Raw genomic sequence first — 19,690 nt, 5'->3', positions numbered from 1 at the left:
CCTAGAGCCTACCGAGCCTCAGGCCGCTGCAACGAACCGGCAGGGCCGCCGGAACCGCCCGCAGAGCCGCTCAGCCGTAGAAACGGTCTTCGAACACGTGCCGGGCGCGGCGGGTCAGGCGGAGGTAGTCCTCCTCCAGAACCCCGCCCTGACCTGCGGAATAACCGCACCAGCGGGCTACGGCGTCCAGGTCGCGGCGGGATGCGGGCAGCACGTCGGGGTTCCGTCCGCCCCGGATAACATTTGCGCTACGAATCCTTCCGGCCAGCTGCCAGGCCTCCCGCAGGGTCTGCACATCCTCGGCCGGCAGCAGCCCGGCGTCCTCGATGGCGTCCAGCGCCGGAAGCGTGGCGGTGGTCCGCAGCGCGGGCCGGGCATGGGCATGCTGCAGCTGGAGCAGCTGCACCAGCCACTCCACGTCGGTCAGCCCGCCGCGGCCCAGTTTCAGGTGCCGCGAGGGGTCCGCCCCCCGGGGCAGGCGCTCGGCTTCCACCCTGGCCTTCACCCGCCGGATTTCGCGTGCGTCCTCCTCCGAGAGGTGCTCCGGGTACCGCACCGGGTCAACCATCTTCAGGAAGTCCGCGCCCAGTTCATCGTTGCCGGCCATCTGCCGTGCCCGCAGGAGGGCCTGTGCCTCCCAGATCAGGGACCAGCGCTGGTAGTACTCGCGGTAGGAGTCCAGGGAGCGCACCATCGGACCGTTGCGGCCCTCCGGCCGCAGCGCGGCGTCCAGGCTCAGGGTGCGTTCGGCCAGCACGGCGGGGGTGACCGGCTGCTGCAGCAGGGCCGAGAGGCGGGTCACCAGCCGTTCCGCCTGCGCCTGCGCCGCGGCGGCCTCGACGCCGGGATGCGGCCGGTGCACGAAGAGCACGTCCGCGTCGGAGCCGTAGCCGATCTCCCGCCCGCCCTGCCGGCCCATGGCGACCACCAGCAGGTCGGTCAGGGCGGGCGTGCTGCGGTACTCCTCGAGCTCGGCGATGTGGAGGGCTCCCGTGACGGCGGCCCGGTCGGCGTCCGAAAGGGCCCTGCCCACCTCCTCCTGGGTCAGCAGCCGGGCGCTGTCGGCAATGGCGATGCGCAGCATTTCCCGGCGTCGGATCAGCCTGACCAGGCGGATGGCCTCTCCCGCTTCCGGATGCCGGGCCACCTTGGCGCGGATTTCCTGCCACTGGGCGTCGAAGGACCGCGGGACCAGGTCCTTGTCGGTGCCGAGCCATGCCGCCGCCTCGGGCGAGACCTCCAGCAGATCGGTGATGAACCGGCTGGAGGACAGGATGCTGCACAGCCGTTCCCCGGCGGCCGCGGAGTCCCGCAGCATGCCCAGGTACCAGTGGGAGTCCCCGAGGGATTCGCTGAGCCGCCGGAACCCGAGCAGGCCGGCGTCGGGGTCCACGCCGTCGGCCAGCCAGCCCAGCAGGACCGGCAGCAGGTGCCGCTGGAGCCGGGCGCGGCGGGTGACGCCGTTCGTCAGCGCCTCGATGTGGCGCATGGCGCCCTTGGGGTCGGCGTAGCCCAGGGCCGCGAGCCGTGCCTGTGCGGCCTCCGGGGTCAGCCGCACCTCGTCGTCGCTGAGGTTGGCGGCGGTGTTCAGCAGCGGGCGGTAGAAGATGCTCTCGTGCAGGCCGCGGACCCGCCGGCGGATGCGCATCCATTCCTCGGTGAGCCGCTGGGCTGACGGGCGCACCCGGGTCAGTGAACCCGAGGCGGCCTTGTCCAGGGCGCGCAGTGCGTCCTCGCTCTCGGGCATCAGGTGGGTGCGGCGCATCTGCGTCATCTGGATGCGGTGTTCGAGCACGCGCAGCCAGCGGTAGGCCGCGTCGAAGTCGACGGCGTCCTCGCGGCTGATGTACCCGCCCTCGTTCAGGGCCGCGATCGCAGCGGTGGTGCTGCGCAGCCGCAGCGTTTCGTCCACCCGGCCGTGCACGAGCTGCAGCAGCTGGACGGTGAACTCCACGTCGCGCAGGCCGCCGGTGCCCAGTTTCAGCTGCCGCGATGCCTCCGCCGGCGGGATGTGCTCGGTGACGCGGCGGCGCATGGCGCGCACCGAGTCCACGAACCCCTCCCGCTCGGAGCTGGACCAGATCAGCGGTGCGACGGCCTCCTCGTAACGCCGGCCGAGGTCCAGGTCGCCGGCGACGGCGCGGGCCTTCAGCAGGGCCTGGAACTCCCAGGTCTGGGCCCACCGGCGGTAATAGTTCAGGTGCGAGTCGAGGGTGCGCACCAGCGGCCCGTCGCGTCCTTCGGGCCGCAGGTTCGCGTCCACTTCCCAGAGCCCGGGTTCGGCCGCCGGGGAGTTGATCACCCGGGCGATTCCGGAGGCCAGGGCGGTGCCGATGCGCGCGGCGAGGGACTCGTCCAGTCCTGGGGCGTCAATGACGTAGATGACGTCCACGTCGGAGATGTAGTTCAACTCCCCCGCCCCGCACTTGCCCATGCCGATCACGGCCAGGCGCACCGCCGCGATGTCCTGCGGCTCGTACTGGGCGGCGAGTTCGGCCCGCGCCACCGCGAGGGCGGCTTCGAGGGCAGCGGCGGCCAGGTCGGCCAGTTCCTGCCCGACGGCGGGCATCGCGTCGGTGGGGGACGCCGCGCCCAGGTCCCGCACGGCCAGATCCACCAGGTGCCGCCGGTAGGCGGTACGCAGGGCAGCCCAGGCCTCCGGCCCGGAGGTGCCTGCCACGGGGTTGGGCACCACGCTCGCCTGCACGGCGTGCAGCAGCGAGGCGCGGAGCCGGTCCGCGGGCACGGCCGACGGTTCGGCGCGCAGCGGAACCAGCGCGGCGTCGGCTGCCTCGGGGTGGCGGACCATGAACTCGCCCAGGGCCTCGGAGGCGCCGAGCACCCGGAACAGCGCCTCGGATTCATCGACGCCCGCATTCACCACGGCTGCGAGGTCCGGGCGGCGCTCCAGCAGCCGCACCAGCCCGAACAGCGCGGCATCCGGGCTGGCCGCGCAGGCCAGCCCGGCGAACAGGGCGTCGTCGTCGATGCCTTCCAGCTCGCGCGCGGCAAGGAACCGCGAGCCCTTGTCGAGGTCGGCGAATCCGGCCGCAATCAGGCGCCTGGTCAGGCTCATGGTCACTCCTCCTAGAGGATGCCCAGGTTCTTCTTCAGCTCGAACTGGGTGACGTGGTGCCGGTACTCGTTCCACTCCGCGCGCTTGTTGCGGAGGAAGGATTCGAAGACCTGCTCGCCGAGGATCCCGGCGACCAGCTCGGAGTCCTCCATGGTGCGGACGGCGTCGTGCAGGCTCGCCGGCAGCGGGTCGTGGCCCATCGCGCGGCGCTCGGCCGGCGACAGGCTGTCGATGTCGTCCTCGGCGCCCGGAGGCAGCTCGTAGCCTTCCTCGATGCCCTTCAGCCCGGCGCCCAGCAGCACCGCGTAGGACAGGTAGGGGTTCGCGGCGGAGTCGATGCCGCGGTACTCGATGCGGGCGGACTGACCCTTGTTCGGCTTGTACAGCGGCACGCGCAGCAGAGCGGAGCGGTTGTTGTGGCCCCAGGACACGTAGCTGGGAGCTTCCCCGCCGCCCCAGAGCCGCTTGTAGGAGTTCACGAACTGGTTGGTGACGGCGGTGAACTCCGGCGCGTGGCGCATGATCCCGGCCATGAACTGGCGGGCGGTCTTGGAGAGCTGGTACTCCGCGCCGGCTTCGAAGAAGGCGTTGGTGTCTCCCTCGAAGAGCGAGAAGTGGGTGTGCATGCCCGAACCGGGGTGGTCCGAGAACGGCTTGGGCATGAAGGTGGCGTAGCAGTCGGTCATCAGCGCCACCTCCTTGATCACCGTGCGGAAGGTCATGATGTTGTCGGCGGTCTGCAGGGCGTCGGCGTAGCGAAGGTCGATCTCGTTCTGGCCGGGACCGGCCTCGTGGTGGCTGAACTCCACGGAGATCCCCACGGCCTCGAGCATGGACACCGCGCGGCGGCGGAAGTCCTGGGCGACGCCGCCGGGGACGTGATCGAAGTAGCCGCCCTGGTCCACCGGCTCCGGTTCACCGTTCGGCCCGATCGCGTCCGAGCGCAGCAGGTAGAACTCGATCTCGGGATGGGTGTAGCAGGTGAACCCCATGTCGGCGGCCTTGGCCAGCTGGCGCTTGAGCACGTTGCGCGGATCCGCCGCGGAGGGCTGACCGTCGGGGGTGAGGATGTCGCAGAACATGCGCGAGGTCTGCTCCTGCTCGCCGCGCCAGGGCAGGATCTGGAACGTTGACGGGTCCGGCTCCACCAGCATGTCGGACTCGAACACGCGGGCCAGGCCCTCGATGGAGGATCCGTCGAAGCCGAGGCCCTCCTCGAACGCTCCCTCGACTTCGGCAGGCGCCAGCGCCACCGATTTCAGCGAGCCGACGACGTCGGTGAACCACAACCGCACAAACCGGACATCGCGCTCTTCGATGGTGCGCAGAACGAATTCCTGCTGGCGGTTCATCCCTACCTCTTTCCGTCTGAATCGTCTTCCCGAGGCGCCGGCAGATCCGGCGTGCTCAACCTGTCCTCACTCTACCGGCGGGACCGGCCGGATCATGCCGCCGCCGCCGGCGGCGACGGCAGGTTACATCGGCCGAACGCCGCTCCGGCGCCCTGCTGCCGCTAGGCTGGGCAGCATGAGCAGCCAAGAACAGCCCGCACCCTACTCAGGCGCGCAGGGTGCGCCCGCGGCGTCCGCCGCCGCCCCGCGCCGGATGCGTACCTTCCACCTGCAGCAGATCAAGGACAGCGGCGGCCGGTTCGCCATGCTGACCTCCTACGACCAGTACACCGCAGGCATCTTCGACGCCGCGGGCATTGAAGTGCTGCTGGTCGGAGACTCGGCCGCGAACAACGTGATGGGCCATGCCACCACCCTGCCCATCACCCTGGACGAGATGCTGGTGTTCTGCCGGGCAGTGACCGCCGGCGCGTCCCGGGCGCTGGTCGTGGCCGACCTGCCCTTCGGCAGCTACGAGGTCTCCCCCGCCCAGGCCATCGGGTCCTCGGTGCGGCTGATGAAGGAAGGCCTGGTGCACGCCGTGAAGATGGAGGGCGGGCGGCACTACGCCGAACACGTCCGGGCCATGACGGCCGCCGGCATTCCGGTGATGGCGCATGTGGGCTTCACCCCGCAGAGCGAACACTCCCTGGGCGGCTACCGCGTCCAGGGCCGCGGCGACGCCGCGCAGCAGGTCATCGACGACGCCGTCGCCCTGGCCGAAGCCGGGGCCTTCTGCGTGCTGATGGAAATGGTCCCCGCCGAGGTCGCGGCCGCCGTCGACGCCGCGGTCCCGGTGCCCACGATCGGCATCGGCGCCGGCAACGCCACCACCGGGCAGGTGCTGGTCTGGCAGGACATGGCGGGGATGGGCGAGGGCCGGACGCCCCGGTTCGTCAAGCAGTTCGCGGACGTCCGCACGCTGCTCACCGACGCCGCCCGCAGCTACGCGGACGAGGTGCGCTCCGGCACGTTCCCGGGCCCGGAGCACAGCTTCTAGCCCCCGCCGCAGCTGCCGGGCCCGCCCTCCACCGGAGGCGGACCCGGGACACCGGACCGGAGCTAGAAGAACCGGTTCTCCTCGTCCTCCTCATCCCACTTTTCGTTGCGGGCCCGGACCTTCTCCAGGGCCTGCTCCGCCTCCTCGCGCGTGGGATAGGGGCCGATCAGCTTCCGCCAGTCCGACTGCGGCCCCTTCTCGACCTCATGGGTGACGACGTTGTACCAGTACTCCGCCATGCGGAACCTCCGTAAAGCTCGGGGACGGGACCCGGGGGCGGCCGGCCCCCATGCCGCGGGCTCTGCCGCTGGCGATAAGATCGATGGTATGCCCCACAACGTCGCCACCGCACCCGTCGGCCGCCTGCAGCCCGGAACCGTCAGCCCCCGCCGCCCGGTTCCCGCCTCGATCCCCCGGCCGGAGTACGTGGACCGCCAGGCACCGGCCAAGTTCACCGGCTCCGAGGTCAAGACGCCGGAAACGATCGCCCGGATCCGCACCGCGTCGCGCATCGCCGCGCAGGCCATCCAGGAGGTCGGCCGCCACATCCGGCCCGGCGTCACCACCGACGAACTGGACCGCATCGGTCACGACTTCCTCATCGCCAACGGCGCCTACCCCTCGACGCTGGGCTACCGCGGCTTCCCGAAGTCGCTCTGCTCGTCGGTGAACGAGGTCATCTGCCACGGCATCCCCGACAGCACGGTGCTGGCGGACGGGGACATCATCAACATCGACATCACCGCCTACAAGGACGGCGTGCACGGCGACACGAACTTCACCTTCCTCGTGGGTGATGTGGACGAGGAGTCCCGCCTGCTGGTGGAGCGCACCCAGGAGTCGCTGCGCCGGGCCATCAAGGCCGTCGCCCCGGGCCGGGAAATCAACGTCATCGGCCGGACCATCGAGTCCTACGCCAGGCGCTTCGGCTACGGGGTGGTCCGCGACTTCACCGGCCACGGGGTCGGTGAAGCCTTCCACACCGGGCTGATCATTCCGCATTACGACGCCGCGCCGGCCTACAACCGCCTCATCGAACCGGGAATGGTGTTTACCATTGAGCCAATGCTGACGCTCGGCACCATCGAGTGGGACATGTGGGACGACAACTGGACCGTGCTGACCAAGGACCGCCGCCGCACCGCCCAGTTCGAACACACGCTGCTGGTGACGGATTCGGGTGCCGAAATCCTGACCCTGCCCTGACGAGCAGACGCGCCAGCCACGACAAGCAAGCAGGGGAGAAGCATGGCCAAGAAACACAAGAGCAAACACGCCAGGGCGGTCATCGGCATCGACATCGGCGGCACCGGCATCAAGGGCGGCATCGTCGACCTGGACAAGGGCAAGCTGATCGGTGATCGGTACCGGATTCCGACGCCGCAGCCCGCGGTTCCGGAGGCGGTGGCCGGCGTCGTCGCCCAGATCGTGGCCGAGCTCTCCTCGCGCCCCGACGGCCCCGGACCCGAGGTGCCGGTCGGTGTCACCTTCCCGGCCATCATCCAGCACGGCGTGGCCCGCTCCGCGGCCAACGTGGACAAGAGCTGGGTGGATACCGACGTCGACGCGCTGCTCACCAAGGCCCTCGGCCGCGAGGTGCAGGTCATGAACGACGCCGACGCGGCCGGCCTGGCCGAGGCCCGCTACGGCGCCGGCAAGGGAATTGACGGCACCGTGCTGGTCATTACCCTGGGCACCGGCATCGGGTCCGCGCTGATCTCCCAGGGCCGGCTCGTCCCCAACGCCGAACTGGGCCACCTGGAGATTGACGGCGTCGACGCCGAGTCGCGCGCCTCCGCCTCGGCCAGGGAACGGGACGACATCGGCTGGGAGGAATACGCGCAGCGCCTGCAGCGCTACTTCTCCCACGTCGAGTTCCTCTTCTCCCCCGACCTGTTCATTGTCGGCGGCGGCATCTCCAAGCGCAGCGAGGACTTCATGCCGCTGCTGGACCTGCGGACCCCCATGGTCACCGCGAACCTGAAGAACAACGCCGGGATCGTCGGCGCCGCCCTGCAGGCGGCCGTGCACTTCGACCTCCTGGACTGAACCGGGCAGGACAGCCGAAGGGCCCGGACTCCATCGCGGAGTCCGGGCCCTTCGGCTGTCCCGGCGCGGCGTTTCCGCCGGGCGCCGGCCGTGGTCCTAGCGGGCGCTCAGCGGCCGCTGCGCACCGGCGGGAACGCCGGTGCCGCGTGCGGCCTCCTCGCGCAGCTGCCGGATCGCGGTTTCAAAGTCCTCCAGGGATTCGAACGCCTGGTAGACGCTCGCAAAGCGCAGATACGCCACCTGGTCCAGCCGCTGCAGCGGCTGGAGGATGGCCAGGCCCACCTCGTGGGCGTCAATTTCGGCCACGCCGCTGGCCCGGATATTCTCCTCGACCTCCTGGGCCAGCATGGCCAGGTCGTCCTCGCTGACCGGACGGCCCTGGCAGGCCTTCCGCACGCCGTTGATGACCTTGCTGCGGCTGAAGGGCTCGGCAACGCCGGACCGCTTGATCACGGACAGGCTGGTGGTCTCCACCGTGCTGAAGCGCCGGCCGCAGTCGGGGCATTGCCGCCGGCGCCGGATGGCCGAGCCGTCATCGACGAGCCGGCTGTCCACGACGCGGGAATCCGCGTTGCGGCAGAACGGGCAGTACATGCGTGGTCCTTTCGCCGTACCGCCGCCCGGGGCGCTTCCCGGAGACGGCTGGTCGGTGGTTTCTGGCTGGTCCGGCCGGGGCTGATCGGGAATGTTCGGGGCCCTTGACCGGTCGCTGCCATTGTAGGGGTCCGGGACTGCCGGAAACAACCAAGTGACACTACATGTAGTGGTGGGTACTACTACATGATGGGTTTAGCCGGCGAAACGGACCTGCACCGCGTCGCCGTGCGCCGGCAGGTCCTCGGCAGCGGACAGGGCAACCACGTGCCCGCGCACTTCGGAGAGGGCCGCTTCGGTGTACTCGATGACCTGGACGGCCTTCAGGAAGGTCGTCACGTTCAGCCCGGAGGCGAACGCCGCGGTTCCCGACGTCGGCAGGACGTGGTTGGAGCCGGAGCAGTAGTCGCCCAGGCTCACCGGGCTGTAGGGGCCGACGAAGATCGCCCCCGCCGAGTGGATGCGCCCGGCGACCGCCCCGGCGTCGGCGGTGTGGATTTCCAGGTGCTCCGCGCCGTAGGCGTTGGAGACGGCGATGCCCTGCTCCAGGTCGGAGACCAGCACGACGCCGGACTGCGGCCCGGAGAGCGCGGTGCGCACCCGTTCGCTGTGCTTGGTCCCGGGCACCTGCACGGCCAGTTCCCGGCGGACCGCCGCGGCCAGCTCCTCGGAGTCGGTGACCAGCACCGAAGCGGCGTTGGGGTCATGCTCGGCCTGGCTGATGAGGTCCGCGGCGATGAGCCGTGGGTCGGCGTCGGCGTCGGCCAGGACGGCGATCTCGGTGGGCCCGGCCTCGGAGTCGATGCCCACCACGCCCTTGACCAGCCGCTTCGCGGTGGCGACGAAGACGTTGCCCGGCCCGGTCACCACGTCCACGGGCGCCAGGGCGGGCCCCGCGTCGGAGGCCGGTATCCCGTAGGCAAACGCGGCGATGGCCTGCGCGCCGCCGACGGCGTAGACCTCGTCGATGCCCAGCAGTTTGGCTGCGGCGAGGATGGTCGGGTGCGGCAGCCCGCCGTGCTCCTTCTGCGGCGGGGAAGCCAGAGCCAGGGATGCGACGCCGGCGGCCTGCGCGGGCACCACGTTCATGATCACCGACGACGGGTAGACCGCCAGTCCCCCGGGCACGTACAGCCCCACCCGGTTGACCGGCTGCCAGCGGTGGGTCAGCCGTGCACCGGGGCCGATCTCAAGGTTAACGTCCGCGGGGCGCTGCGCTTCGGCGAACATCCGGGCGCGGCGGATGGACTCCTCCAGCGCCGTCCGGACGGCCGGATCCAGCTCGGCCAGCGCCGTCTCCAGGGCCGCGGCGGGCACCAGGGGATGCTGCTGCGCCACCCCGTCGAAGCGCTCCGCCAGGGCGGCCAGCGCGGCGAAGCCGTCGCGGCGGACGGCGTCGATGATCCCGGCCACGGCGTCGGAGGCCCCGTCGAAGGTGGTCTCCGCGCGGGGCATCGCCGCCTTCAGCGCGCCGGCGTCCAGCCGGCGGCCGCGCAGGTCGATGGTGCGGAAAGCGGAGAAGGTATCTGCAGAGGTGCTCACACCGACATTCTACTTTCCGCGGGCACGGACGCCGCCCGGTTACACCGGCCGGGCCTATCCGTCGAGGCAGGCCGGGCCGAGCAGCACCTTGAGGTCGCCGAACAGCGACGGCGTGGGATTCACCCGCAGGTCCACGCCCAGCTTCATGACCTCCACTTTGCGTGAGCCGTTGAGCCGGATGAGCACCTCGGAGGTGCCCGGGTGGGTGCGCAGCACGTCGCCGAGCTGGTTCACCACCGGCTCGGTGGCCTTGTAGGTCGCCATGTTGATCACCACCGGCCCGGAGTGCCCGTCGCTGAGGTCGGGGACGCTGAGCTCCTGGGCGTTGAGGGTCACGGATCCGTCGTCGCGCCGCTGCACCCGGCCGCGCACGACGACGATCAGGTCCTCCGCGAGCACCGTGGCGATCGGCGCGTAGGCCTGGCCGAAGAACATGACCTCCATGGACCCGCCGAGGTCCTCGATCTCGCAGCGGGCGTAGGCGTTGCCGCTGTTCTTGGCGATCCTGCGCTGCAGCGAGGTGATCATGCCGGCGATGGTGACGATCGATCCGTCGGCGGGGCCCTCCTCGCTGATGATGCGGGTGATGCCGGCGTCGGCATGCTGGCTGAGCACGCCTTCGAGGCCCTGCAGCGGGTGGTCGGAGACGTACAGGCCGAGCATTTCGCGTTCGAAGGACAGCTTGTCCTTCTTGTCCCATTCCGGCAGGTCCGGGACGTCGACGCTGAGCGTGCCTCCGGAGCCGGCGTCGTCCCCGCCGAAATCCATGGTGCTGAACAGGTCGAACTGGTTCGCCGCCTCGTTCCGCTTGAGCACGATCACCGAATCGACGGCTTCCTCGTGGATCATCGCCAGCGCGCGCCGCGGGTGGCCCAGCGAGTCGAATGCGCCGGCCTTGATCAGGGATTCGATCGTGCGCTTGTTGCAGACCACGGCCGGAACCTTGTGCAGGAAGTCGCTGAACGAGGTGAAGGCGCCCTTCTCCTCGCGGGCGCCGATCATCGCGGAGACCACGTTGGCGCCCACGTTGCGGATCGCGCCCATGCCGAAGCGGATGTCCTTGCCCACCGGAGTGAAGTTCAGGCTCGACTCGTTGACGTCCGGCGGCAGCACCGTGATGCCCATGTGCCGGCACTCGTTCAGGTACATGGCCAGCTTGTCCTTGTCATCACCCACTGAGGTGAGCAGGGCGCCCATGTATTCGACCGGGTAATGCGCCTTCAGATAGGCGGTCCAGTAGGAGACGAGACCGTAGGCGGCGGAGTGCGCCTTGTTGAAGGCGTAGTCGGAGAAGGGCAGCAGGATGTCCCACAGCGCCTTGATGGCCGCCTCGGAGTAGCCGCGGTCCACCATGCCCTGGTGGAAGCCGGCGTACTGCTTGTCCAGCTCCGACTTCTTCTTCTTGCCCATGGCGCGGCGGAGGATGTCCGCCTGGCCGAGCGAGAAGCCGGCCACCTTCTGGGCGATGGCCATGACCTGCTCCTGATAGACGATCAGGCCGTAGGTCGTGTCGAGGATATCCTTCAGCGGTTCCTCGAGCTCCGGGTGGATCGGGGTGATCTCCTGCTGGCCGGTCTTTCGCAGGGCGTAGTTGGTGTGCGAGTTCGCGCCCATCGGGCCCGGACGGTAGAGGGCGATGACGGCGGAGATGTCTTCGAAGTTGTCCGGGCGCATCAGCTTCAGCAGCGACCGCATAGGCCCGCCGTCGAGCTGGAACACGCCCAGCGTGTCGCCGCGGGCCAGCAGCTCGTAGGAGGCTTTGTCGTCCAGCTCCAGCCGCTCAAGGTCCAGGTCGACGTCCTGGTTCATCTTGATGTTCTCGATGGCGTCGGAAATGATCGTGAGGTTCCGCAGCCCCAGGAAGTCCATCTTGATCAGGCCGAGGCCTTCGCAGGTCGGGTAGTCGAACTGCGTGATGATCTGGCCGTCCTGCTCGCGGCGCATGATCGGAATGATGTCGATCAGCGGGTGCGAGGACATGATGACGCCGGCGGCGTGCACGCCCCACTGGCGCTTCAGCCCCTCCAGGCCGATGGCCGTTTCGAAGACCTTCTGCGAATCGGGGTCGCTGGAGAGCAGCTCCCGCAGCTCCTCGGCCTCGCCGTAGCGCTTGGCGTCCTTGTTGTGCACGTCGGCCAGGGAGATGCCCTTGCCCATGACGTCCGGCGGCATCGCCTTCGTCAGCCGCTCGCCCACGGAGAACGGGTAGCCCATCACCCGGGAGGAGTCCTTCAGCGCCTGCTTGGCCTTGATGGTGCCGTAGGTGACGATCATCGAGACGCGGTCTGCGCCGTACTTCTCGGTCACATACTGGATGACCTCGGAACGGCGCCGATCATCGAAGTCGACGTCGAAGTCGGGCATGGAGACGCGGTCGGGGTTCAGGAACCGCTCGAAGATCAGGCCGTGGTTCAGCGGGTTCAGGTCGGTGATGCGCATGGCGTAGGCGACCATCGAGCCGGCGCCGGAACCGCGGCCGGGACCGACCCGGATGCCGTTGTTCTTGGCCCAGTTGATGAAGTCGGCCACGACCAGGAAGTAGCCCGGGAAGCCCATCTGGACGATGATGCCGATTTCGTACTCTGCCTGCTTGCGCACATCGTCGGGGATGCCGTTCGGGAACCGGTACTGCAGCCCCGACTCGACCTCCTTGATGAACCAGGACTCCTCGTTCTCCCCCGGCGGGCAGGGGAAGCGCGGCATGTAGCTGGCCTTGGTGTCGAACTCGACGTTGCAGCGCTCGGCGATCAGCAGGGTGTTGTCGCAGGCCTCGGGGTAGTCACGGAAAATGGCCCGCATCTCCGCCGGAGACTTGAGGTAGAACTCGTCGGCGTCGAACTTGAACCGCTTGGGGTCGGCCAGCGTCGAGCCGGACTGCACGCACAGCAGGGCCGCGTGCGCCTTGGCGTCTTCGGCGTGCGTGTAGTGCAGGTCGTTGGTGGCCACCAGCGGCAGGTTCAGGTCCTTGGCGAGCTTGATCAGCTCCGCCTGGACGTTGCGCTCGATGTCCAGTCCGTGGTCCATCAGCTCGCAGAAGAAGTTCTCCTTGCCGAAGATGTCCCGGAAGTCCGAGGCGGCCTGGCGGGCCTCCTGGTAGAGGCCCAGCCGCAGCTTGGTCTGCACTTCGCCCGACGGGCAGCCCGTGGTGGCGATCAGGCCCTTGCCGTAGGTCTGCAGCAGGTCCCGGTCCATGCGCGGCTTGTAGAGGTAGCCCTCCAGCGAGGCGAGCGAGGACATGCGGAAGAGGTTGTGCATGCCCTCGGTGGACTCGGCCCACATGGTCATGTGGGTGTAGGCGCCTGCGCCGGAGACGTCGTTGCGCCCGCCGTCGCCCCACTTCACGCGGGTCTTGTCGGACCGCGCGGTGCCCGGCGTCAGGTAGGCCTCGACGCCGACGATGGGCTTGATCCCGGCGTTGCGGGCCTTGTTCCAGAAGTCGAAGGCTCCGAACACGAAGCCGTGGTCGGTGGTGGCCAGGGCGTTCATGCCCAGTTCCTCGGCGTGCTGGAACAGGTCGGTCAGCCGGGCCGCGCCGTCGAGCATCGAGTACTCGGTGTGGTTGTGCAGGTGGACGAAGGAGTCTTGTGAAGTCGCTGATGCCACCTGCCCATTCTAGGCCGCCGTGCAGGGCCCGCCGGCCAGGCGGCACGGCGCGGCGGAGCCTCGCGCGTCACACCGGGCGGGCCCGTCCGGCCCTACGGAGCCGGTCAGCCCCGGCCGTCCCGCAGGGCGTCCAGGGCGTACCGCAGATCATCCGGATAGCTGCTCGTGTACTCCGTCCACTCCCCCGTGCCGGGATGGTGGAAGCCCAGCTTCCGGGCGTGCAGCCACTGCCGGGTCAGTCCCAGCTCCGCGGCCATTCGCGGATCGGCGCCGTAGGTGAGGTCCCCGGCACACGGATGGCGCAGGGCGGAGAAGTGCACGCGGATCTGGTGCGTGCGTCCGGTCTCGAGGTGCACCTCAACCAGGGAGGCGCGGCCGAAGGCCTCGAGCACCTCGTAGTGCGTCACCGACGGCCGCCCGTCCTCGATGACGGCGAACCGCCAGTCATAGCCCGGATGCCGGCCGATGGGCGCGTCGATGGTTCCGGTGAGCGGATCCGGCAGCCCCTGGACGACGGCGTGGTAGGTCTTCTCGACCGTCCGCTCCTTGAACGCCTGCTTGAGCAGGGTGTAGGCGTGTTCGGTCTTGGCCACGACCATCACCCCGGAGGTGCCGACGTCGAGCCGGTGCACGATGCCCTGCCGTTCGGCGGCGCCGGACGTGGAGATGCGGAAGCCCGCACCGGCGAGGGCGCCCACGACGGTGGGCCCCACCCATCCCGGCGAAGGGTGCGCGGCCACGCCCACGGGCTTGTCGATCACGACGAACTCGTCATCGTCGGCCAGGATGCCCAGGCCGTCGACGGTTTCGGGAACCACGGCCAGCGGGTCGCGCTGTTCGGGCACATCCACGTCGAGCGCGGCACCGGCCGCGAGCCGGTCGGACTTGCCCACGGGCCGCCCGCCGGCGGTGACGTAGCCCTGTCCGCACCAGGCCGCGGCGGTGGAGCGGGAGACGCCCAGCAGTCGTGCGAGCACGGCGTCGGCCCGGGTTCCGGCGTCGGCTTCGGTGATGTCCAGCCGGGTGCGCAGCGCCTCCATCAGCTCCGCTTCCCGTCGGTGCCGCCGTCGGCGGCGTCGGTTCCGGTGCCGATGGTTCCGGTGCCTTCTCGGGTTTCCGGGGACTCGGCGGAGGCCGCGGAGCGGCGGCCCGCGCGGCGCGGCGGCAGCTCCTCGCGCTGTCCGTCCAGGCCGATGCCGCGCAGGGTCAGCAGGCAGACCAGGATCACGCCGGAAACCACGCAGGAGTCGGCAATGTTGAAGATGGCGAAGTTGGGCAGGGCGATGAAGTCGACCACGTGCCCCTGCCCGAACGAGGGTTCCCGGAAGAGCCGGTCGGTCAGGTTGCCGAGTGCGCCGCCGAGGACGAGGCCAAGCGCCGCCGCCCAGGCCATGGAGCGGACCTTGAACAAAAGGTAGATCAGGAAGCCCGAGACTCCGACCATGATGATGGTGAAGACCCAGGTGTAGTCGGTGCCGATGGAGAACGCGGCGCCGGGGTTGCGGATGAAGTGCCACCGCAGCAGGGGCGGAAACACGTCGATGACCTGGCCTTCGGTCATGGTGGACTCGACCCGCCACTTGGTCAGCTGGTCGAGGACCAGCGCCACCAGGGCGCACAGGGCCATCAGGACGGCGAAGCGGCGGCCGTAACGGGTGGTGCCGGTGCTCGCGGGGACGGGCCCCGCCGGGGATGAATCAGTCATGGTGCTTTCGTTATCGTCCGGTCGGGCGGACCTGGTGGCGGACACACCACGGGCCGGTGGCCGGGGCTGCCCGGCCACCGGCCCGTGGTCTCTGTTCTCCAGTCTATGCCACGCCGCCTGGCCGTGGGCGGCGCCGTGCTTCCGCCTGATCAGGCGTCGGCGGTCTCCGAGGCGACGGAGCCGCGGGCGTCGAGGTCGCGCAGCTGGCCTTCGATGTAGGCCTTCAGGCGGCTGCGGTAGTCACGCTCGAAGACACGCAGCTGCTCGACCTTGCGCTCCAGCACGGCCTTCTGCTGCTCGAGGGAGCTGAGGACCTTGCGGCTCTTCTCCTGCGCCTCGTTGACCAGGCCGCTGGCCTCGATCTGGGCTTCGGCGATGATCTTGTCGCGCTGCTCGATGCCGGCGCCGACGTAGTCGTCGTGCATCTTCTGGGCCATGGCGAGGATGCCGGCGGCGTTCTCGGCCGTGTTCTCGGACTTGGCCTGGACGGGCTCCGGAGCGGGAGCCGGCGCGGCGGGCTCCGGCTTCGGCTCTTCGCGGACCGGCTCCTCCTTGGGCGCCTCGACCGCTTCGGTCTTCGGGGAGGCCGCGACAGGGGCCGGGACGGCTGCTTCACGGGGGCCGTCGGCGACGGCTTCGGCCAGCTGGCGGCGCAGGTCCTCGTTTTCCGCGTTCAGGCGGCGGAGTTCGACAACGATCTCGTCAAGGAAATCGTCGACCTCGTCCTGGTCGTAGCCCTCGCGGAACTTGGTCGGCTGGAACCGCTTGTTGACTACATCTTCTGGCGTCAGAGCCATCTGGTCACCTCATATGGTTCATAGAGACCCGCCCGCGAAGCGCCGGCGGTTCTTCGTACAGAATTTCGAACAGAAAAGATCAGGCGTTCATATCGTTTTCACACTACAACTTTTGCCTACTGAAAACTAACCTGACGCCGGGCCGCAGGCGGCGCTGATCAGGCACGGAACCCGATTGCGGCCACCACCTGCATCAGGATTCCGACCACGATGAACAGGATAAGGAACGCCAGGTCCAGCGAGACGCCGCCGAGCCGCAGCGGGGGCACCACCCGGCGCAGGGCGCGGATAGGCGGATCGGTGGCGCCGTAGATGGCCGAGGCGAGCAGCAGGGAGATCCCGCGCGGCCGCCACTGGCGGGCAAACATCTGCACCGCGTCAAACACGATCCTGATGATCAAGGCCAGCTGGAACAGCATCAGGACCAGGTACAGAAGGGAAAGGATGATACTCACGCGCTGGGTTTCATTTCCGTGCCGGCCGCCTGGCTGTCAGGCGGGTCAGCTCTGGTTGAAGAACATGGACTGGGACTCACTGACCTTCTTATCATCCCCGAGGACCTCAATGTAGGCCGGGGAGAGCAGGAACACCTTGTTGGTGACCCGTTCGATCGAGCCGCGCAGGCCGAAGACGAGCCCGGCGGAGAAGTCCACGAGCCGCTTGGCGTCGGCCTCGCTCATGTCGGTCACGTTCATGATCACGGGGATGCCGTCGCGGAAGCTCTCGCCGATGATCTTCGCATCGTTGTAGGAGCGCGGGTGCACGGTCGTGATCTGGCGCAGGCCGGCGACGTCCTCACGGGACGAGGGCGCGCGCTTGATGGGGGTCACGGGGGCCCGGTACTCCTCAACTGCGGTGCTCTTCGGTGCCGGGGCGGCGGGCTCCGGCCGGGTGCGCTCAGGCTCCGGCTGGGGTGCGCGCTCGGCGCGGCGCTCCTGCTCCGGCTCGAAGTCCTCGTCACGGCCGGGCGCCTCGCGCAGGTTCTTCTGCTCGGACTCGTAGTGCTCATCGCCGTCGGCGAGCCCAAGGTAAATCATCGTCCTGCGCATAGCGCCAGCCATGGCTGCTCCTTCTTGTCTTCCAGCGTGCCCGGGTGCCCCGGGGCCTGATCCGGGACGGGCCCGGCATCCTCCGGGTCCCGGTTCCGACGCTACCGCAGGGAGGGCCGGGGACCGAGAATATCCGAGCCGATGCGCAGGTGTGTCGCTCCGTGGGCGACGGCGGCCTCCAGGTCCGCGCTCATGCCCGCCGACAGGCGGTCGGCGCCCGGGTGGTCGGCGATCAGGCGCCGGGAGAGCTCCCGGAGCCGGGCAAAGGCGTCGGCGGGGTCCTCCCCCAGCGGCGCGACCGCCATCAGCCCGCGCAGGCGCAGCCCTTCCGTTGCCGCCACCGCGTCCGCCAGGCCGGGCAGGTCAGCCGGATCCGCCCCGCCGCGCGCCGCGGGCCCGGACGCATCGGCGGGGCGGGAGACGCGCAGGTCCACCTGCAGGAAGCAGTCCAGGTCCTCGCGCGGCTGCAGCCCCTGCACCTCCCGGCGGTCCTGCTCGGCGGCCATCGCCTTGCCCAGTGCGGCAATCAGGCCGGGACGGTCCACGGAGTGCACCGCATGGGCGTAGCGGACCACCGAGCGTGCCTTGTTGGTCTGCAGCTGGCCGACGAAGTGCCAGCGCAGGCCGGGCTGATCGACGTCGGCGGCTTTGGCGGATGCTTCCTGGTCCTTGTTCTCGCCCACATCCGTGACGCCCAGCCCGGCCAGCAGCCGCACGTCGTCGGCCGGGAAGTACTTGGTGACGGCGATCAGCTGCGGCGGAACGGCGCCGGCGTTCCGCGCTGCCGCGGCGATCCGGTCCCTGACCCGTTGCAGGCGGGCGGCAAGTTCCTCCCGGCGGTCGGCAGGGGAAAGGAGTGGTTCTGTCATTGCATGTCCTTGCGTGCCGGGCTCCGGCTCAGGGGCCGGGGCGCCAGATCAGGCCTGCGAAGCGGCCGGAGCGGTTGCTGCGCCGGTGCGAGTAGAGACCTTCGGTTTCGAGCGTACAGGGCCCGACGCGGCTCACGTCGACGCCCAGCGCGCCCAGCTGGGCGGCGGCGGCGGCGGGCAGGTCGAGACCCGGGGTGCCGGCACGGGTGGTGCTGATCAGCTCGGGGATGCCGGGCAGCGTTGCGGCCGCCTGGGCCTGCATCTGCTCAGGAACCTCGTAGCAGCGTCCGCAGATGGCCGGTCCGATCCAGGCACGCAGGGCCCGCGCCCCGTGCGCCTGCATCCGCTGCACGGTGGCGGGCAGGATGCCGTCGAGCAGTCCGGCGCGCCCTGCGTGTGCGGCGGCGGTGACGGAGCCGCCCGGGCGGTCCCCGGCCAGCAGGACCGGCACGCAGTCGGCGACCATGACCGCGAGCGGCACGCCGGCGTCCGCGCTGACCAGTGCGTCCACGGACGGGGCCGGGCCGGGCGGGTCATCGCGGCTGACGTCGGCGACCAGCGCGGAGTGCACCTGGTTCATGAAGCGCAGGCTGCCGGACGGCACGCCCATGCCCTGTTCCAGGTCTCGGCGGCGCGCCAGCACCGCCTCCCGGTCATCCCCCACGTGCAGGGCCAGGTTGCCTTCGTCCGTTCCCGTGAAGGCCGCCAGGAGGCCGTCGCCGACCTCCTGGCGCCACCGGAATCCGGCACTCACGGCCGGTCCTACTTGAGGAAGTCGGGCACGTCCAGGTCGTCCCGGCGGCTGCCGGGCAGGTCCGACTCGACGACCGCGGGCAGGTCGATGTCGAAGCCGGCGTCGGCCGGAACATCGCTGTGCTGCGCGCTGCGCTGCTGCGACCAGGCCGACAGGCCGGCGGAGGCCGGTGCTGCGTAGGCCGGGGCGGCACCTGCGGCCGTGGGCGGCACGGCGGGCTCGGCCGGCTTCTGCGCGGCGGCCGCCGGCTGGGAGGTGACGTCCACCTGGTCGAAGCCTGCGGCGATGACGGTGACGCGGGCCTCGTCACCCAGGGCATCGTCGATGACGGCGCCGAAGATGATGTTCGCCTCGGGGTGGGCGACTTCCTGCACCAGGCGGGCGGCCTCGTTGATCTCGAACAGGCCGAGGTCGGAACCGCCCTGGATGGACAGCAGCACGCCGTGGGCGCCGTCGATGGAGGCTTCAAGCAGCGGCGAGGCGATGGCAAGCTCCGCGGCCTTGACGGCGCGGTCCTCGCCGCGGGCGGAACCGATGCCCATCAGCGCGGAGCCGGCGCCCTGCATGACGGACTTCACGTCGGCGAAGTCGAGGTTGATCAGGCCCGGGGTGGTGATCAGGTCGGTGATGCCCTGGACACCGGAGAGCAGCACCTGGTCGGCGGAGCGGAACGCGTCGAGCATGGACACGTTGCGGTCGCTGATCGAGAGCAGGCGGTCGTTCGGGATGACGATCAGGGTGTCGACTTCATCGCGCAGCGTGTCGATGCCGGACTCGGCCTGGTTGGAGCGGCGCCGGCCCTCGAAGGTGAAGGGACGGGTCACCACGCCGATGGTCAGGGCTCCGAGGGAGCGGGCGATCCGGGCCACGACGGGCGCGCCGCCGGTGCCGGTGCCGCCGCCTTCGCCGGCGGTCACGAAGACCATGTCGGCTCCGCGCAGGACCTCTTCGATCTCCTCCGCGTGGTCCTCGGCGGCCTTCCGGCCCACCTCGGGATCAGCGCCGGCGCCGAGGCCGCGGGTCAGTTCGCGGCCGACGTCGAGCTTGACGTCGGCGTCGCTCATCAGCAGCGCCTGGGCGTCGGTGTTGATCGCGATGAACTCCACCCCGCGCAGGCCGACGTCGATCATCCGGTTGACGGCGTTTACGCCGCCGCCGCCGATGCCTACGACCTTGATGACGGCCAAGTAATTCTGCGGTGCTGCCACGTCCTGTGTCCCTTGTTCGAATCTGTGCACTGATCAATTGCGGCCGGGCTCCG

Annotated in this window: 17 protein-coding genes; 3 read left to right on the top strand and 14 right to left on the bottom strand. The window is 69.8% G+C overall.

Annotated elements, in window-relative coordinates:
* Positions 1–70: 70 nt before the first annotated feature.
* Complete coding sequence (locus AC5RV6_RS07865) at positions 71–3,076, bottom strand: bifunctional [glutamine synthetase] adenylyltransferase/[glutamine synthetase]-adenylyl-L-tyrosine phosphorylase (protein WP_494006758.1); 3,006 nt, start codon at positions 3,074–3,076, stop codon at positions 71–73.
* A gap of 11 nt (positions 3,077–3,087) precedes the next feature.
* Positions 3,088–4,428, bottom strand: a complete 1,341-nt coding sequence (glnA, locus tag AC5RV6_RS07860; RefSeq protein ID WP_494006757.1) for a type I glutamate--ammonia ligase — start codon at positions 4,426–4,428, stop codon at positions 3,088–3,090.
* 175 nt (positions 4,429–4,603) lie between these two features.
* Between glnA and panB the strand changes: the two genes are divergently transcribed.
* A complete protein-coding gene (gene panB, locus AC5RV6_RS07855) occupies positions 4,604–5,467 on the top strand; it encodes a 3-methyl-2-oxobutanoate hydroxymethyltransferase (protein ID WP_494006756.1) in 864 nt (287 codons plus the stop codon).
* Positions 5,468–5,529: 62 nt separating this feature from the next.
* Here the strand turns inward: panB and AC5RV6_RS07850 are convergent, their stop codons facing one another.
* Complete coding sequence (locus AC5RV6_RS07850; protein ID WP_494006755.1) at positions 5,530–5,706, bottom strand: SPOR domain-containing protein; 177 nt, start codon at positions 5,704–5,706, stop codon at positions 5,530–5,532.
* Positions 5,707–5,794: 88 nt separating this feature from the next.
* Here AC5RV6_RS07850 and map point away from each other — a divergent pair, with 88 nt between their 5' ends.
* Both map and ppgK read left to right on the top strand, forming a co-directional pair.
* Positions 5,795–6,673, top strand: a complete 879-nt coding sequence (gene map / locus AC5RV6_RS07845) for a type I methionyl aminopeptidase (protein ID WP_494006754.1) — start codon at positions 5,795–5,797, stop codon at positions 6,671–6,673.
* A gap of 42 nt (positions 6,674–6,715) precedes the next feature.
* Positions 6,716–7,516: a polyphosphate--glucose phosphotransferase gene (gene ppgK, locus AC5RV6_RS07840; RefSeq protein WP_494006753.1), complete on the top strand. Its 801-nt coding sequence runs from the start codon at positions 6,716–6,718 to the stop codon at positions 7,514–7,516.
* Between the two features lie 96 nt (positions 7,517–7,612).
* Here the strand turns inward: ppgK and nrdR are convergent, their stop codons facing one another.
* The 11 genes from nrdR to ftsZ form a co-directional block, all read right to left on the bottom strand.
* The gene (gene nrdR, locus AC5RV6_RS07835; RefSeq protein ID WP_494006752.1) at positions 7,613–8,110 is read right to left on the bottom strand and encodes a transcriptional regulator NrdR; all 498 of its coding nucleotides are present in this window, start codon (positions 8,108–8,110) and stop codon (positions 7,613–7,615) included.
* A 195-nt stretch (positions 8,111–8,305) separates the two neighbouring features.
* Positions 8,306–9,652: a histidinol dehydrogenase gene (gene hisD / locus AC5RV6_RS07830; RefSeq protein ID WP_494006751.1), complete on the bottom strand. Its 1,347-nt coding sequence runs from the start codon at positions 9,650–9,652 to the stop codon at positions 8,306–8,308.
* A gap of 54 nt (positions 9,653–9,706) precedes the next feature.
* On the bottom strand, positions 9,707–13,195 hold the full coding sequence (gene dnaE, locus AC5RV6_RS07825; RefSeq protein ID WP_494007377.1) for a DNA polymerase III subunit alpha: 3,489 nt from the start codon (positions 13,193–13,195) through the stop codon (positions 9,707–9,709).
* A 164-nt stretch (positions 13,196–13,359) separates the two neighbouring features.
* A complete protein-coding gene (locus AC5RV6_RS07820; RefSeq protein ID WP_494006750.1) occupies positions 13,360–14,295 on the bottom strand; it encodes an RluA family pseudouridine synthase in 936 nt (311 codons plus the stop codon).
* Positions 14,295–14,960: a signal peptidase II gene (gene lspA / locus AC5RV6_RS07815; RefSeq protein ID WP_494006749.1), complete on the bottom strand. Its 666-nt coding sequence runs from the start codon at positions 14,958–14,960 to the stop codon at positions 14,295–14,297. The genes AC5RV6_RS07820 and lspA overlap by 1 nt, the downstream gene beginning before the upstream one ends.
* A gap of 149 nt (positions 14,961–15,109) precedes the next feature.
* The gene (locus AC5RV6_RS07810) at positions 15,110–15,757 is read right to left on the bottom strand and encodes a DivIVA domain-containing protein (RefSeq protein ID WP_494006748.1); all 648 of its coding nucleotides are present in this window, start codon (positions 15,755–15,757) and stop codon (positions 15,110–15,112) included.
* 158 nt (positions 15,758–15,915) lie between these two features.
* Positions 15,916–16,212, bottom strand: coding sequence for a YggT family protein (locus AC5RV6_RS07805; RefSeq protein ID WP_494006747.1), 297 nt, complete (start codon positions 16,210–16,212; stop codon positions 15,916–15,918).
* Positions 16,213–16,257: 45 nt separating this feature from the next.
* Positions 16,258–16,818: a cell division protein SepF gene (locus AC5RV6_RS07800; RefSeq protein ID WP_494006746.1), complete on the bottom strand. Its 561-nt coding sequence runs from the start codon at positions 16,816–16,818 to the stop codon at positions 16,258–16,260.
* A gap of 89 nt (positions 16,819–16,907) precedes the next feature.
* Entirely contained in the window at positions 16,908–17,675 is a 768-nt protein-coding gene (locus AC5RV6_RS07795; RefSeq protein ID WP_494006745.1) for a YggS family pyridoxal phosphate-dependent enzyme, read from the bottom strand.
* Between the two features lie 28 nt (positions 17,676–17,703).
* Positions 17,704–18,429 (bottom strand): purine nucleoside phosphorylase YfiH/LACC1 family protein, encoded by a 726-nt coding sequence (locus AC5RV6_RS07790; protein WP_494006744.1) that lies wholly within the window; start codon positions 18,427–18,429, stop codon positions 17,704–17,706.
* Between the two features lie 8 nt (positions 18,430–18,437).
* Positions 18,438–19,637, bottom strand: a complete 1,200-nt coding sequence (gene ftsZ, locus AC5RV6_RS07785) for a cell division protein FtsZ (protein ID WP_494006743.1) — start codon at positions 19,635–19,637, stop codon at positions 18,438–18,440.
* Positions 19,638–19,690 lie beyond the last annotated feature (53 nt).

The sequence above is a fragment of the Arthrobacter saudimassiliensis genome (assembly GCF_059090665.1).
Note: the sequence above shows the minus strand (reverse complement) of the source record. Positions and strands in the feature narration are given on the sequence as shown.

Bases quoted from the DNA above. Each gene is read 5' to 3' on its own strand.
- AC5RV6_RS07865 (WP_494006758.1), bottom strand. From the start codon at position 3,076: ATGAGCCTGACCAGGCGCCTGATTGCGGCCGGATTCGCCGACCTCGAC.
- glnA (WP_494006757.1), bottom strand. From the start codon at position 4,428: ATGAACCGCCAGCAGGAATTCGTTCTGCGCACCATCGAAGAGCGCGAT.
- panB (WP_494006756.1), top strand. From the start codon at position 4,604: ATGAGCAGCCAAGAACAGCCCGCACCCTACTCAGGCGCGCAGGGTGCG.
- AC5RV6_RS07850 (WP_494006755.1), bottom strand. From the start codon at position 5,706: ATGGCGGAGTACTGGTACAACGTCGTCACCCATGAGGTCGAGAAGGGG.
- map (WP_494006754.1), top strand. From the start codon at position 5,795: ATGCCCCACAACGTCGCCACCGCACCCGTCGGCCGCCTGCAGCCCGGA.
- ppgK (WP_494006753.1), top strand. From the start codon at position 6,716: ATGGCCAAGAAACACAAGAGCAAACACGCCAGGGCGGTCATCGGCATC.
- nrdR (WP_494006752.1), bottom strand. From the start codon at position 8,110: ATGTACTGCCCGTTCTGCCGCAACGCGGATTCCCGCGTCGTGGACAGC.
- dnaE (WP_494007377.1), bottom strand. From the start codon at position 13,195: ATGCTCGACGGCGCGGCCCGGCTGACCGACCTGTTCCAGCACGCCGAG.
- AC5RV6_RS07820 (WP_494006750.1), bottom strand. From the start codon at position 14,295: ATGGAGGCGCTGCGCACCCGGCTGGACATCACCGAAGCCGACGCCGGA.
- lspA (WP_494006749.1), bottom strand. From the start codon at position 14,960: ATGACTGATTCATCCCCGGCGGGGCCCGTCCCCGCGAGCACCGGCACC.
- AC5RV6_RS07810 (WP_494006748.1), bottom strand. From the start codon at position 15,757: ATGGCTCTGACGCCAGAAGATGTAGTCAACAAGCGGTTCCAGCCGACC.
- AC5RV6_RS07800 (WP_494006746.1), bottom strand. From the start codon at position 16,818: ATGGCTGGCGCTATGCGCAGGACGATGATTTACCTTGGGCTCGCCGAC.
- AC5RV6_RS07795 (WP_494006745.1), bottom strand. From the start codon at position 17,675: ATGACAGAACCACTCCTTTCCCCTGCCGACCGCCGGGAGGAACTTGCC.